Origin of the sequence: Amycolatopsis heterodermiae (assembly GCF_034929455.1) — a bacterium.
Classification (GTDB): Bacteria; Actinomycetota; Actinomycetes; order Mycobacteriales; family Pseudonocardiaceae; genus Amycolatopsis; species Amycolatopsis heterodermiae.
Genome location: NZ_JAYFSI010000003.1, coordinates 632,829 through 648,389 on the forward strand (window position 1 = coordinate 632,829; position 15,561 = coordinate 648,389).

The window sequence follows — 15,561 nt, forward strand, 5'->3', positions numbered from 1 at the left end:
CTCAGGCCTCGACGCTCACCCGCGGGTGCAGGGGCAGGCTTTTCAGCCCCTCGACGTCGAGCACCAGGAACCAGTGCGCGTTGGCCGGGATGTGGATCTTGAACGTCGGTGCGGTGGCCACCCCGCCGTGCATCCGGTAGAACTGCCGGCGCCGGTAGGCCTCGAAGTTGACCGCCGTCAGGAGCCGGACGTTGGCCATCGCCGCCACCCGGACGGTGACCACCGCGTCTCTTCGTACCTTCCCCAGGTCGAACACCTTCACTTGCATTCCGCCCCTCTTCCCCGCCCCGGATGCGGGAGCAGATCTGGACGTACCCCTCAACGCCGCGCGCCACACCGGCGCTACGCGGCGCCGGGTGCTTCCACTCGTCCGGCCTACGCCTTTGGTGGCGGCAAACCGGCGGCGACCCGCCAGTCGGCGGAACCCGATCCGCCGCCGGTATCAGGAGTCCTGCGGGGTTCGGCGGGCCTCGGCCAGGGTGCCCAGCGCCAGAACTCCGTGCTGCAGCCCCTCGCGGAACGTCGCGCGCTGGCCCGGGCTCAGATCGGCCAGTAACTCCCGCTCCACCTCGCCCACCGCGGGCGCGCAGGCCGCGAGCAGGGCGCGGCCGGCGGCGGTCAGGCTGGCCAGCAGGACACGCTTGTTGTCCGCCTTGGGCGTGCGCTCGATCAGCCCGCGCTTCTCCAGCGCCAGCACCATCTCGTGCATGGTCTGCGGGCGCAGGAACGACCGGCGCGCCAGCTGCGCGGACGAAAGCGCGCCGCTCGCCTCCAGCACGGTGAGCGCCGTGTACTGCAGCGTCGTGAGCCCGAGCGGGCGCAGTGCGTCGTCCAGCAGCGCGCGGATGGCCAGCTCCAGCCGCTTGACCAGGTACAGGGTCAGCGGCGCGCCGGTGGCGGGCTGCTCCGCGGAGGTGCTCACGCGCCCATCATGGCACCTCGGAGCACCACCGGCCGGACGCTATGCTGCGATCATGGACCACGGTCGGCAGGCCCGCGTGCGCCAGGCGTTCGACACCTTCTTCGCACCACCCGGGCCGTCGCCCGCCGGCCAGGTCCTCGACCTGTTCCGCCGGACCGCGGAAACCGTGCCCGCGTACCGGAAGTTCCTGAGGGAACACGGGATCACGCCGGAGTCGGTCACCACGCTGGCGGACTTCCGGCGGCTGCCGCTGGTCGACAAGGCGGGCTACCACCGGAAGTACCCGCTGCCCGAGCTGTGCCGTGACGGCACGTTCGCCGGGCTCGACATGATCGCCGTCTCGTCCGGGTCGAGCGGGCACCCGACGGTCTGGCCGCGCGCGCTCGAGGACGAGCTGCACGTGGCCCGCCGGTTCGAGCAGGTCATGGTCGACGGCTTCCACGCCGGCGAGCGCGGCACGCTCGCCGTGGTCTGCTTCCCGCTCGGCACCTGGGTCGGCGGCCTCTTCACCACGGCGTGCGTGCGCCACCTCGCGGCCAAGGGCTGCCCGATCACGGTGGTGGCGCCGGGCAACAACAAGGCCGAGATCCTGCGGGTGCTGCCCGAGCTGGCGCCGCACTTCGAGCAGGTGGTGCTGCTCGGCTACCCGCCGTTCGTGAAGGACGTCGTCGACACCGGCCTGGCCGAAGGCGTCGACTGGCCCGCGTACGCGATCAAGCTGGTGCTGGCCGGCGAGGTGTTCAGCGAGCAGTGGCGTGACCTCGTCGCGCAGCGGGCCGGGATCGCCGACCCGGTCCGCGACATCGCTTCGCTCTACGGGACGGCCGACGCGGGGGTGCTCGGCACCGAAACCGCGCTGTCGGTGGGGATCCGCCGGTTCTTCGCGGCGCACCCGGACCTGGCCCGCGAGGTCTTCGGCGACTCCCGGCTGCCGACGCTGGTGCAGTACGACCCGGCGAGCCGGTTCTTCGAGGAGCACGAGGGCACGCTCGTGTTCACCGGCGACGGCGGGATCCCGCTGATCCGCTACCACATCGCCGACGACGGCGGGGTCCTGCCGCACGCCGAGCTGCTGGCATTGTGCGCCCGTCACGGGTTCACCCCGCCGGACGGGCCGGAGCTGCCGTTCGTGTACGTCTTCGGCCGCTCGCTGTTCACGGTGTCGTTCTTCGGCGCGAACGTCTACCCGGAGAACGTCACGGTCGGCCTGGAGCAGCCGGGCATCAGCGACACGGTGACCGGCAAGTTCGTCATCGAGTCGGTGGAGGACGAGGACCGCGACCGTCGGCTGCGGATCACGGTCGAGACGGCGCCGGGCGCCACCGCGGACGCGGGCCGGATCGCGGAGTCGGTGCGGGAACAGCTGCTGCGGCTCAACAGCGAGTTCGCGCACTACGTCCCGGCGGAGCGGCAGCTGCCGGACGTCGTCCTGCGCCCGGCCGGCGATCCCGGGTACTTCCCGGTCGGCGTGAAGCACCGGTACACCCGGCCGTCCTGACTCAGGTCAGGCGGAAGGTGCCCGCGCAGGGATAGCCCGGCAGGCCGGCCTTGTTCAGTTTCGCCGGCTGCGGGTAGCCCAGCGACCACAGTTGCCCGGTTGCCGTGACGTTCGCCGCCAGCGACACGTCGGCGAAGAGCCGGAACCGCGTCTGCCGCCCGTCCGGGTGCAACGCCCACCCGGTCAGCCGGGCCACTCCGCGCGTGCGCGGCACGAACGTCCCGTCGAGCGCGACCCGCAGCTCCACCCAGACGTCCTCGGTGACCGGGCGGCGGATCCGCAGGAGCCCGGCGAGCATCAGCACCCCCAGCAACACGAACACCCCGCTGCCGCCGGCGACTCCGCCCGTCGCGGCCGGGCCCACGATGAGGCTGGAGCCGACGGGCATGGTCGCCAGGGCGGCAAACCCCGCGGCGCCCAGCACCAGGCACGTCAGCCCGGACACGAGCATGCGCCGGATGAGGAACGCCCGCTGCGCGGCGAGCACCGGATCGAGGCGCGGCGGCGTCGGACGGCGCGAGACCACCTCCACCGGCGTCGCGCCCGGCAACGGCGTGTCCTCGATCCGCGCGGCCCGCACCGCCATCGCGCCGGGCAGGCGGACGAACACCCGGCGCCCGGATCCGAGCACCCACAGCCGCCGCTCGCCGGCCAGCTGCACCCGCCAGCCGCCCGAGAGCCGGACGCGCAGCCACCGCCCGTCCGGCAGCCGCGCGCACACCCGGGACCCCTTCACGAGCAACCCGCCCGGAGCGACGTCGAGCCGGTGGTACGGCTCCCCGAACAGGCTCCGGATCCGCAGGTACAGGCGCAGGACGTAGCTCCACACCGCCAGCGTGGTGCCGAAGACGACGAGGTAGACGTAGGGCAGCGCGCTCCCCCGCCGCTCGACCACCGCGACCAGGACGCCGAAGGCTACGAGCGCGCCGTTGAGCCCCATGCGGAGGATCACCGTGCTGGTCAGCTGCCGGACGTACCCGGCGAACAACGTCTCCGCCCCCGAAGGTATCCGGGGCAGGGGTTCGTAGGCGCGGACTCGGTCCGCGCCGGAAGCGATGTCCATGGTTCGTTCGTCCCCAGTCGTGCGCGTGTTCGGCCGCGGTAGCGTACCCGCCTCCGGACCTAGGGCTTGACGAGTTTCCGGAACCGCTCGCGCCGGTCGTCGGCCGAGGAGCCGTCGGCGATGTCGTCGTCGAACCAGGAACACAGCGCGCCCCACAGCTCGGCGCGGGCCGCGAAGCCGTCCTGGGCGTGCTCGATCTCGGCGACGTCGGCCACCAGCTGGTCGAGCCGCAGGTCGCAGTACCGGACGTACTCGCGGACGACGATGTTCGGGTCCATCCCCGTCCGTCCCTTGGCGCCCGCCGCGCCGCGCAGCTGGGCGTGCAGGCGTTCCTCGTTGTAGAGCGGGAAACCCGTGATGGCCCCGGGGTAGCCGCAGTCGGCCGACCACTCGCGGAACGCGCTGATCGCCTGGTAACGCGTGTACCAGTCCTGTTTCCCGGTGGCCAGGTCGGTCAACCGGCGCCAGGCGTCGCGGTCGGTGGAGCGCCAGCGGTCGAGGACCCGGCCGTCCTGGACCGGGTCGGGGTCCAGCGCCCGGAGCCGCCAGAAGTGCGCACGGCAGCTGGCGATCTCGCAGACGAGCTGGCGGACGTAGCTGACCTGCTCCCAGACGTGCGCGCGCTGCGGCCGCAACGGCGCCGCACGATCCGGGGAGAACGTGACCATCTCGAAGACGCGGAACAGCTCGTGCCCGCGCAGCGCGGCGAGGTCCGGGTCCTCCCCCATCACCCACGACCGGCGCTCGGGCAGCCGTCCACTGTGGCTGATCGTCGCGGCGTGGTAGAGCTCGCGGACGGCGCGGCGCGCCACCTCGTCGCGGGTGTCCCCGTTCAGGCGCGGGTTCCGGGCGCGGTCCCGCAGGTCGCGCTCGCCGCGCGGGCCGACTTCGAGCATCGCGACGGCGTACACGCTCGCCGCGTTGTAGCACTCTTCCCACGACCTGCGCGGTCCGGCGGCTTCGACGGTGTCGTCGAGCGCCTGCGGGTCCGGGGGCCAGCGGCGGTCCGGGCAGACGTCGGCCAGCTTCACGCGGCTGCCGGGGTAGGCGGGCCGTGGTTCGGGGACGGCGCCCGACATCGGCTCGACGTCGGCCATCGCCCGCCGCAGCACCGCCCAGACCAGCGAGAGGTCGAGCGCGCGGTTGGTGAGCTGCTCCCAGCTGCGGCGCCAGCGCCGCCCGAAGTTCCGGTAGTCCTCGACGAGCCGTTCGATCTCGTACTGCGACAGCGCGCAGAAGTACGAGCGCATCTCGGCGGCGCGCTGGTTGTACTCGGCGAGCTGCTCCGGCGTCGCGTCCTGGACGACCAGTTCCGGCACCGGCACGCGCAGCACGCGCCGGTGCAGTTCGAGGCGCTTCTCCTTCGGGATCGCGTACGGCCGGGTGCGGACGTCGAGCTCGACGTACCGGCGGAACCGCAGCTCCAGCGCCGCCCGCAGTTCCGCGCGGCGCAGCGCCCGGGCGTCGCCGGGCACCCCCGCGGTCGTCCGGCGCACCCACCACGAGCCGGCCACCGAGTCGCCGTGGCCGAGGACCAGGGCGTGCCGGTAGCGGGCGATCAGCAGGGCGACGTCCCGGCCGCGGCCCGCGCCGCGCGGCTGGCGGGCGAAGTCCTCGCCGATCCACCACCGGGCCAGCTTCGGCTTTCCCCTGCTGCACAACGTGATCACGTCGTCGTAGGTGGCGAGCGCGTCCAGGTGCAGGTCGAGCTGCTCCTGCAGCGCGGCGATCTCGAGTCTGATGTAGACGTTCGACGGGTCGTGGCTCAGCGCGCGGTAGTACTCGGCGAGGGCCTCGTCGTAGCGGCGGTAGGTGATGAAGTGGTTGGCGCGCTGGTAGGCGTCGAACAGCTCGTACGGGATCTTCGCGTCGCGCCAGGCGGCCCAGTGGATGTTCGAGCGGACGTAGGCGCTGCGCGGGATGACGAGCGCGGCGACGGCGTTGGCCGCGCGGTGCAGCACCCGCGGCCAGTTCTCGTCCTCGATCACCAGCGGGCTGGCGGCGAACCGCGGGCACCGCACGAGCTCCAGGATCAGCTGGTAGCGGCCGGTCGTGTTGCCGGGCCGGACGGTGCCGGTGACGGTGAACGCGGCGGGCGGCTGCGCGAGCCGGATCAGCTTGGTCGCGGCCTTCCACCAGCCGTCCGCGGACTCGCCGGCGTGCTCGACGATCTGGATGAAGTCGTACGACCCGCCGGCGCCCGGCACGGAGGTCGGGGTGTAGAGCCGCGAGTCGTTGAGGATCCGCTTGAAGGCGGCGGTCAGCTCGACGGCGGAGTCGATCTCGCGGTCGTGGCTCTTCGCGGGACGCTCGTCGGCGAAGAGCCGGATGTCGATCTGGTTGGCCCGGAAGGCGGCGGCTTCCAGCCGGGCCTTGCCGATGAAGTACAGCGTGAGGACGGCCGAGATGACCACCACGGACGTCTGCAGGACCGTCCAGGTGATGACGCTCGCGACCTTCGGATCGCGGATGAAGGTCAGGTCCTGGAAGAACGGGAGGTACGGCACGACCGCGAACCCGGCCGCGACGAGCCCAGACGTAACCGCCGCGAGCCACCACCGGATCCGGTGAGCCTCCGGAAGTTCCGCTTGATCGAACCCGCCGTGTTGTCGCCCGGCCACCCGTCGACCACCCCCTCGTGTCAGATTACTCGCCCAGGGGGTGGGATTCGTTACGGCCCGTGATCTGCGATTTCGGCGATGACCTGGGCGTGGCACAGTTCCGGCACGCACCAGCACCCGAGCCGCTTCCCGCGCAGCGCGGGCAGGAGGGCGAGCAGGTCGGGCCGGGCCAGCAGATGCTCGCGGTACCGAGCGACGACGTCGGCACGGGTCCCGTCCCGGCCGGGCCGGAACGGGCTGGCGAGCGGCGATCCGTCGAGGTGCCACCCGCCACGGTGCATGGCCCGCCCGACGTAGACGACATCGGCGTAGTCCGGATCGCCCCGGTGCCCCTTCAGGTTGACGACGGTGGTCGGCATGAGGTCATCGTCTCATCGGGACGGCCGCGTGGTCTGCCACCAGTGCGCCCGGCTTCCGGCGCGCCGCGATGGCAGGCCCCGCCCGCGGGTTCCGCCACCAGTGCACACAACTTCCGGCGCTCCGCGGCCACCTTTGCCCAGTCCGGATGGGCCAGCTTCACTGCCACGGCAGCTCACCGCAGTGCCGACACTTGATCCACCGCGCCGCAGCAACCCGCGCCGCGTCCGGATCAGTCAGCCCCGCTCACGGCGCATCAGCTCACCGCAGCGCCGATGCGTGGTCCGCCACCAGCTCGTCCAGCCTCCGCCGCGCCGCCGCAACGCGCGCCGGGTCCGGGTCGGACAGGTCCGCCCGTGTCGGCAGCACCGCCGTCAGGCCCCAGCCGCGGCCGCGGGCCCAGGTTGCGTCGTCGATGTCCAAGGTCTTGCGGAACTGCTCGCGTCCGTCGGCGGACAGGACCGACCACGCGGCTATCAGGTCGCATGCCGGGTCACCCACCGCCAGCGTGCCGAAGTCGATCACTGCGCTGAGGTGGCCGTTGCGGGACAACAGGTTCGCCGGGGCCGGGTCTCCGTGGATCCAGACCGGCGGGCCCTCCCACGGCGGTGCGGCACGGGCCGTTTCCCAGACCGCGGCCACCGCGTCGAGGTCGATGAGGCCGGCCAGGGCCTCGATGCGCGGCGCCAGCCGGCCGGGCGCGATCGCCGAGTCGCGTTCGTCGGTCATCGGGACGCCGCGGAAGCCGTTGCTCCACTGTGGTGGCGGGCCGCCGGTGGTGTCCACCCGGTGCAGCGCCGCGAAGAACTCCGCGAGGCCGTCCGCCAGGCCGCCGTCGCGGTCCGGGTCGACCGGGCCGCCGGGCAGCCACCGCAGCACCGACCACGGGAACGGGTAGCCCGCGCCGGGTCGTCCCTCGGCCAGCGGCACGGGCACCGGGCGCGGCAGGTGCGGCGCCAGTTTCGGCAGCCATTCCTGCTCGCGCGTCACCTGCCCGGTCCACCGGGCGAACCGCGGCAGCCGCACCGACATGTCCGGCCCCAGGCGGTAGGTCGCGTTGTCGACGCCTTGCGTCGGCGCCGGCTCCACCGGAAGGCCCGCCCACCGCGGGAACTGCGTTTCGACGAGGCGGCGGACGACGTCCACCGTGATCGTCGCTTCGTCCGAGGACAGGTCACCAGAGACCACCGTGCACATCACCCGTTCCGGCAGGCACCTGCCGGATCCGGCAGCGGGACGATCACAGCGGGTGCCGACGTCGCTGTCCACCGAATTCCGCGGCAGTGGTTCACCAAGTGCCGATGGAGTAGGCTTGGGATTCACGGTTGAGCCGTCAGCCGCTGCCGGACGTCCGCGCCCGGGAAGGCAGGCTGTGCACCGGTCTCCGCTCCTCGTCCGGCTCGTCCCCAGCCTCGAGGAAAGGTGTGCCGCGATGGTTCCCGGACCACGACACGAGCTCACCGCCGCCTGGGTGGACGCCCACGGCCACTGCACGATCCACGTTCTCCACCCCCGGCCCGGCACCGTGCTCGTGCGGGTGGCCGGCGAGATCGATCTCGGCACCGCGCGGAAGCTCGACGAGGTCCTGCAGTCCCGCGTCGGCCCCGAGGCCGACGAAGTGGTCGTCGACCTCGGCGCCGTCACGTTCTTCTCGGTCGCCGGGCTGAACTCGCTCCTGCGGGCCCGGCTGCTCGCCGACACCGCGGGCGCCCGGCTCACGATCGACGCCGAGCGCTCCCGCGCGGTCCGCCGCCTGTTCGCCCTGCTGCCGGCGGAAAGCCTCTCGCCCGCCCGGTGAGTCACTCCTCGATCGCGCCACCGACGGAACGCAGGTGCGCGCGGAAGGTGCGGGCCGGGTCCGCTTCGCGCGCGGTGAGGAAGCCGGCGAAATCGACCTGCTCCCGCAGCGTCTCGCCGGCCCGGATCCGGTCGGCCTGACGGCGTTCCGTGTCCCGGATCCCCTCGGCCAGGGTGAACAGCTCCCCCGCACGGGCCGCCGGGACGAACAGGACGCCGTCGTCGTCACCCAGCACCAGGTCCGCGGGCCCGATCCGCCACGTCCCGACGATCGCCTCGGCCAGCCCGCCGTCCACGCGGGGGCCGACGCTCAGCGGCCCGGTCGGGAGCGAGCCGAGGCTGAACACGGGCAGGCCGATCTCGCGGATGTCGGCGGTGTCGCGGTGCAGGCCCCAGATCACCACCCCGGCGAGCCCGGCCGCGCGCGCTTCGAGCACCACGAGGTCGCCGACGCAGCTCTCGTCGAGCCGTCCGCCGTTGTCGACGACCAGGACGCCGCCGGGGACGGCCTCCTCGAACGCTTCGAGGAAGACGTCGACGCTGCCGACGTGCCGGGCCGGGATCGCCGGCCCGAGCAGGCGGCTGCCCGGCACCACCGCGCCGGTCCCCGCGGGGGCGCAGCGAACGGGCAGCCCGGCGCGGACGCAGGCGTCCGCGAGGTGGGCGGTGGTCAGCGTCGCGAAACGCTGCCTGAGTTCTTCGTGCTCCATCCCCTGACTTTAGTCAGGAATGCGGGTTTCCGCGGTCAGCCAGGCCAGGTACTCCGCGCTGCCGCCCTCAATCGGCGTGGCGATCACTTCGGGCAGGTCGTAGCCGTGCAGCTGCCGGATCCGCTCGGTCAGCGCGGCCACCCGGCCGGCCGTCGTCTTGATCTCGACGCGCCACTCCTGGTCGGTCTGCACCTTCTCTTCCCAGCGGTAGACGCTGGTCACCGGGCCGACCACCTGCGCGCACGCGCCCAGGCGCGCCTCGACGGCCTGCGTGGCGAGCTCACGCGCCGCCGCTTCGGAGTCGGTCGTGGACGTCACGATCACGTGCTCGGCAGCCATGCCCGCGAGGCTACCGGCGGCTGGGCGCGGGCCGAGCACCCCCGACGGCACTCGGCCCGCGCCCGGGCTCCGGATCCCCCGCGGTCAGGGGGTGGGCTTCGCGCTCGTCGTGGACGTCCAGCTGGTGGTCGTCGTCGGGGTGGTCGTGTGCGTCGGGGTCGTCGTCTTCGGCGGGGTCTTGCGGTGCGTCGTGACCGGCGGGTTCGTGTGCGGCGCGGCGACCGTCGCGTGGGTCGTCTCGGGTGTGTCCGACGGCGACGGGATGTCGGCCAGCGTCGGCGTCTCGCTCGTCGAGACCGCCGGGGTGGGGTCGCCGCCGGACGGGGTGCCGCCGCCGGAACTGCTGACGGCCACGGCGACGCCGCCGATCGCCACCACCGCGACCGCGCACAGGCCGATGACGACCCCGCGGCGCGACGCGCGGCGTCCCGGGCTCGCGCCTTCGGACTTGCCGCGGCCGAGCGGCGGCGGGGGCGCACCCACGCCCGGTGTGGCCATCGCGCGCGTCTCCTCACGCGGAGCCGGTGCCCGCCGCGCCGGCATCCCCGTCGGCGGCGTGCGCGGGAGCGGCGGCGCCGGCACCGGCAGCTGGGCCTGCGTCGCCTGCACCAGCCCGGATCGGCCGGAGGCCAGCGCGGCGGCGCCGAGCGCGACGCCGTACTTCGGGTGGATGTCGACCGCGGTCGGGCGGCCGAGCTCGGCCGAAACCAGCTGCGACACCAGGGGAATCCGCGACGAGCCGCCGACCAGCAGCACCGCGCCGAGGTCGGCGGGCTGGAGGTTCGCCGAACGCAGGGCCCGGTGCAGCGAACCGATCGTCGCGGTGATCGACGGCCGGATCATCTCCTCGAACTCGCCGCGCGTGAGCCGCACCTCGGTCTGCACCGACGGGAGCAGCACCGGCACGACCGTCTCGGTGTCCGCGGACAGGGCTTCCTTGGCCAGCACGCACTCCTGGCGCAGCCGCACCACCGCGGCCACCGCGCCGGGGTCGTCCGGATCGATCTGCGACAGCTTCCCGTCGAGCGTGCGGTCGACGTGCCCGAACACGGCCTCGTCGAAGTCCACACCGCCGAGGCCTTCGATGCCCTCGGGGGTGCCGAGGATTTCGAAGCCGCCGCCGCGCTTGCGCAGCACGGTCGCGTCGAAGGTGCCGCCACCGAGGTCGTACACCGCGACGACCGCGCCGTCCTCCAGCCGTTCCTGCGCCGCGTAGTGCGCGGCCGCCGCCTCGGGTTCGGTGATCAGGCCGACGCGGTCGATCCCGGTCAGCCGCGGCACCTGCTCGAACAGCTCCCGCTTGTACGGGCCCCAGTTCGCCGGGTGGGTCAGCGTGATCCGGTCCGGCCGGCCGCCCTGCTGCCCGGCGACCGTCCGCACGACGTGGCCGAGCAGCTGCGCCATCAGCGACGCCACCGAGTGCGGCGCGCCGCCGAGCAGCACCGGCGTCGGGTCGCCGAGGCGCCGCTTGAACTCCCGCGCCACCCGGTCCGGCTCGACGGCCGCCCGCCGGTTCGCCGCGTCGCCGACCAGCACGCTGCCGTCCGCCCGCAGCAGCACCACCGACGGGATGGCCGCCGTGCGGTCGCCGAGCGACACCATCTCGACGTGGCCGGCACTGTCGACGGCGGCGGCCGTGAAGGTCGTGCCGAGGTCGATGCCCAGTCCGTAGCCCATTGTTGTCAGCCTCCGCCGTCCGCGTGCGCATGGTGATCATCGAAGTGGTGGTGCTCGTCCGCGTCCGGAACCGGCTGCGGTTCCTCGGGCGGTTGTTCGTGTTCCGGCGGGCCGGGTGGCTCGGGCGGAAGCGGGTCGTGCCGGTCGTGCTCCGGCGGCTCGGCGGTGGTGTCCGCCGGATCCGGTTCGTGGTGGTGGTCCTTCGGCGGCTCGAACGGGTGCTCTTCCCGGGGTTCGGGCCGCGAGCCGGTCACCTCCCCGGCGTCGTGGTGCGCCCGCTCGGGCTCGTTCGCGAAGCTCGGCTTCTCCGTCGCGAAGCCCAGCGGCTTCGACGCCGGGTGGTCGGCGAGCGCGGACGACGTCGCCAGCGTCGCCGTCTCGACCGCGACCGGCGCCGCCGCCGGAGCGTCCACTGTGGACGGCTGGCGGCTGAACGTGACGGCGGGCGCGGTCGGCGGCCCGGGCACCGACGGCGCCGGCGCGGTGACCGACGTCGTCACGGACGTGCCGCGGGCGCGGTCGCCGACCGTCTCGGTCTGGTGGATGGTCGGCCCGGCCGGCTCGCCGAACGGGTCCTCGGCGGTCGCCTTCTCGTCGGCGGTGATGCCGACCTCGATGCCCGGCGGGCCGGTCTCGGCCGCGTCGAGCACGACCGTCTCCTCCTGGAAGACCTCGATGTCGCCGTGCCCCGGCGCGTCGGGGGTCAGCGCGTAGCTCAGCGAACCCCCGTGCTCGACGCTGATCGTGCCGTCCGGGTTCTCGTGCACCACGACCTCGGCGTCCTGGAAGATGTCGATGTCCGTGTCGCCGGGGGTGCCGTCGCCGGGCACGACGAGGTGCTGGTGGTCGACGTAGACCTCGTCGTGGCCGTGGTTGTGGACGACGAAGCGTTCCGTCGCGTCGATGACGAAGTTGCCGAACGCGTCCTCGTGGACGTCGATCTGCTCGAACTCCTCGACGGTCGGCAGGTCCGCCAGCGGCGTGCCGTCGGCGGTCTCCGGGTGCCAGGTCGTGCCGGTCTGCGCCTCGACGGACCCGTCCTCGCCGCGGGTGACGGTGGTCGTCTCCACGTGCGGCACGTACTCGTGGCCTGAAGTGTCGTGCGCCGCCGTCTCGGCCGCGGCCGGTTCCGGCTGGGGCGGCGGCGCGCTCGGCGACCCCGGGGTGAGCGCGTTGCCCAGCACCTCGGAGACGGTGGCACCGGCGACGGCCGTGACCGCCTTCTTGACCTTCCCCTTCACGTGGTCGCTCACGACAGGACCTCCGCCCGGGCTTCGCTGAGCAAGATTCCTTCGCAGGTGCGGACGAGGACGCGCGCGGCGTCGCGGACGTCGCGGGGCGAGGCCGGGTGTTCGGCGCGCCGCTGCCACCTCAGCAGCTGCGCGCCGAGGACCTGCCGGATCGCCGCGCGGCCCGCGCCGGGCGGCAGGCCCAGCCGGCTCGGCACGTCCACCCCGGTCGCGCCGAGCAGCCGTTCCGCGTCCCGGGCCTCGTCCGTGGTGAACAGCACGACCCCGAGCCGGATCGAGTCGATCAGCTGGATCTCGGCGAACTCGTGCGCCCCGGCGACGATGCGCTCCCATTCGTGCAGCAGCCCGCCGGTGCGGTCCGGGTAGGCCCGCAGCACCAGCTCGACCGCCTGCAGGGCCGAGCGCGCCTTGAGGACGTCGGCGCGCGCGGCGAACTGGGTGGTCAGCAGCGACCGCAGGCGATGCAGGCCGCTGCGGGCCAGCAGCTCCCCCGACAGCGCTCGCGCGCCCGTCACCAGGCCGCCGCCGGTCAGCTCGACGGCCAGCCGGACGCCGAACAGGCCGTACCGGTTCAGCAGGTCCGCGCGCTGTGCCGCCGGGACGTCCACTTCGGACTCCGCGCGGGCGAACCGGTCCGCCGACGTCAGCAACCGCGCCAGCTCCGCCTCGGGGGCCGCGGCCAGCAGCCCGAAAGCGCGGTACTCGGCCTCCTTCAGCGACGCGGCGGAGCTGGCCAGCAGGCCGGCCACCGGGACCACCGTCTGGCAGAGCCCGCGGACCCGCGGGTCGCGGGCGTAGCGCTCGGCGACCTTCGCCGCGGAGTCCAGCGCGTCCGTGCGGGCGTGCCCGACCTCGTCGGCCCGCGACAGCACGCCGATCGTGTTGACCGGGCGCCGTTCGGCGGGGTCGTCGTGGAAGGCCTCCAGGAACCGGACGTCGTCGCCGTGCACGTGCCGCATCAGGTAGACCACGGCGTCCGCGGTGCCGACGCCGTCGCGGTCCGGCACCAGCGCGACCTCGGTGCGTTCGGAGACCGACGCCCGCGCCGAACCCAGGCCGGGGGTGTCGATCAGCGTCATGGCCCGCAGCGCGGGGGACGGCCAGTCGACGACCAGGCGGTCGACGTCGTCCGGCGCCATGCCGAGCTCGAGGCCGAGGGTGCCGCTGAGCCGGCCGAACGGCAGCTGGCGCGGCATCCCGCGGACGGGGTGCAGCATGATCCGGTAGGTCGGGCCGTTGCGGTACCAGGTGACGACCCGGGTGCACTCCCCCGCGTCCGTGGCGGCCAGCTCCTGGCCGACCAGCGCGTTGAGCAAAGTGGACTTCCCGGCCTTGACGCGGCCCGCGATGGCGACCCGCAGGGGTTCGGCCAGGCGGCCGGCGATCTGCCGGAGCATCGGTTCGGCCGGGGTGCCGGCGTACCCGGCACAGGCGCGGGCGACGAGGCCGCGGACCTGGATGTACAAGGGGGTCATCGGGTCACCGCCGGGACAGGCTTGGGCGTGCTGCGCAGGGTGAGTTCGTCGGCGCGGCGGCCCAGAACTTCGAGGGCTTCGATGTCGGCCTCCAGCCGTTTCAGCTCGCCCGTCTCCGATTCGTCTTCGACCACGGCCTTCTTCGCCGCGGCCAGCGCCTCGGTCAGGGAGCGCTGCAGTTCTTCGACGCGCGCGCTGTAGGCGTCGCGGAGTTCTCTTTGGACGGTGCGCATCGCGTCGCGGGAGTCCTTGCCCACCTGGAGGTTGAACTCGTCGACGAACCGGCGGACCGCGGTCTTGGCCAGGCTGCGGCGTTTCTCCAGCTGCCGCTTGCGCTCGTCGAGGAAGCCGGAGCGGCCCATGAGCAGGCCGGCCGCGATGCCGAACGGCGTCGGGATGGCCAGCGCGGCCATCTTCGTCAGCATGGAGAACATCAGGAAACCGCTGTAGGCCTTCTGGAACGCGGCCATCCCGGTGGTGCCTTTGGTCTTGACCCCGGTGAACGACGAGTCGATGTCGATCTCCTCGACGACGGTCACCGGCGCCTGGACCTCGCGCGGCAGCACGGCCTGCGACTCGGCGAGCTCGAAGTGCTCGGCGACCCGGCCGGCCAGGCCGCGGGCCTGCTTGACGAACGTCGCGTAGTTCTCCATCGTCTCGTTCGCCAGCCGCTGCCGCAGCCACTTCTCGAACTCGGGCCAGTTCTTGGCCGGGTCACCCTCTTCGATGGCTTCTTCGGCCTCGTGCAGCACACCGCGTGACCGGGCGCGCAGGTCGTAGTCCACATCGGACGAAATGTCGGCGAAGCCGTCGAAGAGGATCTGCTGCCACTTCGACGACTGGCTGCGCAGCGCGTCGACGCGGTCGTTCACGCGGGTCAGCTCCGCGATGAGCGCGGCGGACTGCTCGGGGTGCGCCAGCGAGGTGCGGCGCGAGCGCAGGGCGGCGTGCAGCTGGCCGACGGCGGACCCGACGTGCAGTCCGACGGCGTTGAGCGCGGAGCGTTCGGCGTCCCCGACGACCCCCTGGAGGTGCTTCACCAGCTGCGGGAAGCCGGACTCGACGTTCAGCTCTTGGTCGGCCGAGCGGGCCGCGACGGTCCGCAGTTCCGACGACACCGCGACGGTGTCGATGGTGATGCCGCAGGCGTCGAGGTGGCCGGCGTTGAGCTCGAGGATCCGGCGCCAGTGCGGGTAGAGGTCGGTTTTGGTGAGGACGAAGAACACCGACGGGCAGAGTTCCTTGACCGTGCGCAGGAACCGCAGCTCGGCGGCGGTCAGCTCCTGCGAGGCGTCCGAGAGGAACAGGACGGCGTGCGCCCGCGGCAGCGAGCTGACGGTGACGGCGTTGTGCAGCGAGCCGAGGCCGCCGACGCCGGGCGTGTCGACCAGCACCAGCCCGCCGGAGAGCAGCTGGCGGCTGATCGACGCGGTGACGGACTTGAGCTTCCGGACGTTGCCCGGGTTCCCGGCTTCGCTGACGTGGGTCGGCAGGTCGTCGAGCGAGATCCGCTCGGTCCACGGCGGCGACGACGGATCGGCCGGCTCGTAGGTCGCCAGGGCCCCGGACTCCGGCGCGAACCGGACGACCGTCGGCACCGCGGTCGCGATGTCGTCGTCGACCGGGCAGATCTTGGCGGTGAGCAGGGCATTGATGAGAGAACTCTTGCCCTGCTTGAACTCCCCCACGACGTAGACGGTGATGTCGGGCTCGGACAGCAGGCGCCGGGCGTCGGTGAGGCGCTGGACGAGGTCTTCCCGTCCGTAGGCCTTGGCACCCTTGACGGCAAGGTCGAGTGTGTCGAGGGCGATGCGCCCCCCGCCGCTCGGCTCCTGCATGACCGTTCCCTTTC

General features: G+C 73.1%; 14 protein-coding genes. 2 read left to right on the forward strand and 12 right to left on the reverse strand.

What is annotated here, in order from left to right:
* Position 1: 1 nt before the first annotated feature.
* Positions 2-268 carry a DUF1883 domain-containing protein gene (locus VA596_RS18690; RefSeq protein WP_323328813.1) on the reverse strand — a complete coding sequence of 89 codons (267 nt, stop codon included), beginning with the start codon at positions 266-268 and terminating at the stop codon, positions 2-4.
* A 174-nt stretch (positions 269-442) separates the two neighbouring features.
* Positions 443-922, reverse strand: coding sequence for a MarR family winged helix-turn-helix transcriptional regulator (locus tag VA596_RS18695; RefSeq protein WP_323328815.1), 480 nt, complete (start codon positions 920-922; stop codon positions 443-445).
* Positions 923-974: 52 nt separating this feature from the next.
* Between VA596_RS18695 and VA596_RS18700 the strand changes: the two genes are divergently transcribed.
* Entirely contained in the window at positions 975-2,420 is a 1,446-nt protein-coding gene (locus tag VA596_RS18700; protein ID WP_323328817.1) for a phenylacetate--CoA ligase family protein, read from the forward strand.
* A 1-nt stretch (position 2,421) separates the two neighbouring features.
* Here VA596_RS18700 and VA596_RS18705 read toward each other — a convergent pair whose 3' ends face one another.
* The 4 genes from VA596_RS18705 to VA596_RS18720 form a co-directional block, all read right to left on the reverse strand.
* On the reverse strand, positions 2,422-3,483 hold the full coding sequence (locus tag VA596_RS18705; protein WP_323328819.1) for a hypothetical protein: 1,062 nt from the start codon (positions 3,481-3,483) through the stop codon (positions 2,422-2,424).
* Between the two features lie 59 nt (positions 3,484-3,542).
* Entirely contained in the window at positions 3,543-5,990 is a 2,448-nt protein-coding gene (locus VA596_RS18710) for a tetratricopeptide repeat protein (protein WP_323328821.1), read from the reverse strand.
* Between the two features lie 164 nt (positions 5,991-6,154).
* The gene (locus VA596_RS18715) at positions 6,155-6,463 is read right to left on the reverse strand and encodes a DUF4326 domain-containing protein (protein ID WP_323328823.1); all 309 of its coding nucleotides are present in this window, start codon (positions 6,461-6,463) and stop codon (positions 6,155-6,157) included.
* 259 nt (positions 6,464-6,722) lie between these two features.
* Positions 6,723-7,658 carry an aminoglycoside phosphotransferase family protein gene (locus VA596_RS18720; protein WP_323328825.1) on the reverse strand — a complete coding sequence of 312 codons (936 nt, stop codon included), beginning with the start codon at positions 7,656-7,658 and terminating at the stop codon, positions 6,723-6,725.
* 235 nt (positions 7,659-7,893) lie between these two features.
* Here VA596_RS18720 and VA596_RS18725 point away from each other — a divergent pair, with 235 nt between their 5' ends.
* Positions 7,894-8,259, forward strand: coding sequence for an STAS domain-containing protein (locus VA596_RS18725; protein WP_323328826.1), 366 nt, complete (start codon positions 7,894-7,896; stop codon positions 8,257-8,259).
* A 1-nt stretch (position 8,260) separates the two neighbouring features.
* On the opposite strand, the gene VA596_RS18730 is transcribed toward VA596_RS18725, so the two are convergent.
* The 6 genes from VA596_RS18730 to VA596_RS18755 all read right to left on the reverse strand — a co-directional run bounded on the left by VA596_RS18730 (position 8,261) and on the right by VA596_RS18755 (position 15,547).
* The gene (locus VA596_RS18730) at positions 8,261-8,968 is read right to left on the reverse strand and encodes an RraA family protein (RefSeq protein ID WP_323328828.1); all 708 of its coding nucleotides are present in this window, start codon (positions 8,966-8,968) and stop codon (positions 8,261-8,263) included.
* Between the two features lie 9 nt (positions 8,969-8,977).
* Positions 8,978-9,307, reverse strand: a complete 330-nt coding sequence (cutA, locus tag VA596_RS18735; protein WP_323328830.1) for a divalent-cation tolerance protein CutA — start codon at positions 9,305-9,307, stop codon at positions 8,978-8,980.
* An 84-nt stretch (positions 9,308-9,391) separates the two neighbouring features.
* Positions 9,392-10,984, reverse strand: a complete 1,593-nt coding sequence (locus tag VA596_RS18740) for an Hsp70 family protein (protein WP_323328832.1) — start codon at positions 10,982-10,984, stop codon at positions 9,392-9,394.
* A 5-nt stretch (positions 10,985-10,989) separates the two neighbouring features.
* Positions 10,990-12,237, reverse strand: coding sequence for a hypothetical protein (locus VA596_RS18745; protein WP_323328834.1), 1,248 nt, complete (start codon positions 12,235-12,237; stop codon positions 10,990-10,992).
* Positions 12,234-13,709, reverse strand: a complete 1,476-nt coding sequence (locus VA596_RS18750; protein ID WP_323328836.1) for a dynamin family protein — start codon at positions 13,707-13,709, stop codon at positions 12,234-12,236. Before VA596_RS18750 ends, VA596_RS18745 begins: the two co-directional genes overlap by 4 nt.
* Positions 13,706-15,547, reverse strand: a complete 1,842-nt coding sequence (locus VA596_RS18755) for a dynamin family protein (RefSeq protein ID WP_323328838.1) — start codon at positions 15,545-15,547, stop codon at positions 13,706-13,708. Before VA596_RS18755 ends, VA596_RS18750 begins: the two co-directional genes overlap by 4 nt.
* Between the last annotated feature and the right edge of the window lie 14 nt (positions 15,548-15,561).

Coding starts and splice junctions, on each gene's coding strand:
- VA596_RS18690 (WP_323328813.1), bottom strand. CDS start 268: ATGCAAGTGAAGGTGTTCGACCTGGGGAAGGTACGAAGAGACGCGGTG.
- VA596_RS18700 (WP_323328817.1), top strand. CDS start 975: ATGGACCACGGTCGGCAGGCCCGCGTGCGCCAGGCGTTCGACACCTTC.
- VA596_RS18705 (WP_323328819.1), bottom strand. CDS start 3,483: ATGGACATCGCTTCCGGCGCGGACCGAGTCCGCGCCTACGAACCCCTG.
- VA596_RS18715 (WP_323328823.1), bottom strand. CDS start 6,463: ATGCCGACCACCGTCGTCAACCTGAAGGGGCACCGGGGCGATCCGGAC.
- VA596_RS18720 (WP_323328825.1), bottom strand. CDS start 7,658: ATGTGCACGGTGGTCTCTGGTGACCTGTCCTCGGACGAAGCGACGATC.
- VA596_RS18725 (WP_323328826.1), top strand. CDS start 7,894: ATGGTTCCCGGACCACGACACGAGCTCACCGCCGCCTGGGTGGACGCC.
- VA596_RS18730 (WP_323328828.1), bottom strand. CDS start 8,968: ATGGAGCACGAAGAACTCAGGCAGCGTTTCGCGACGCTGACCACCGCC.
- cutA (WP_323328830.1), bottom strand. CDS start 9,307: ATGGCTGCCGAGCACGTGATCGTGACGTCCACGACCGACTCCGAAGCG.
- VA596_RS18740 (WP_323328832.1), bottom strand. CDS start 10,984: ATGGGCTACGGACTGGGCATCGACCTCGGCACGACCTTCACGGCCGCC.
- VA596_RS18750 (WP_323328836.1), bottom strand. CDS start 13,709: ATGACCCCCTTGTACATCCAGGTCCGCGGCCTCGTCGCCCGCGCCTGT.
- VA596_RS18755 (WP_323328838.1), bottom strand. CDS start 15,547: ATGCAGGAGCCGAGCGGCGGGGGGCGCATCGCCCTCGACACACTCGAC.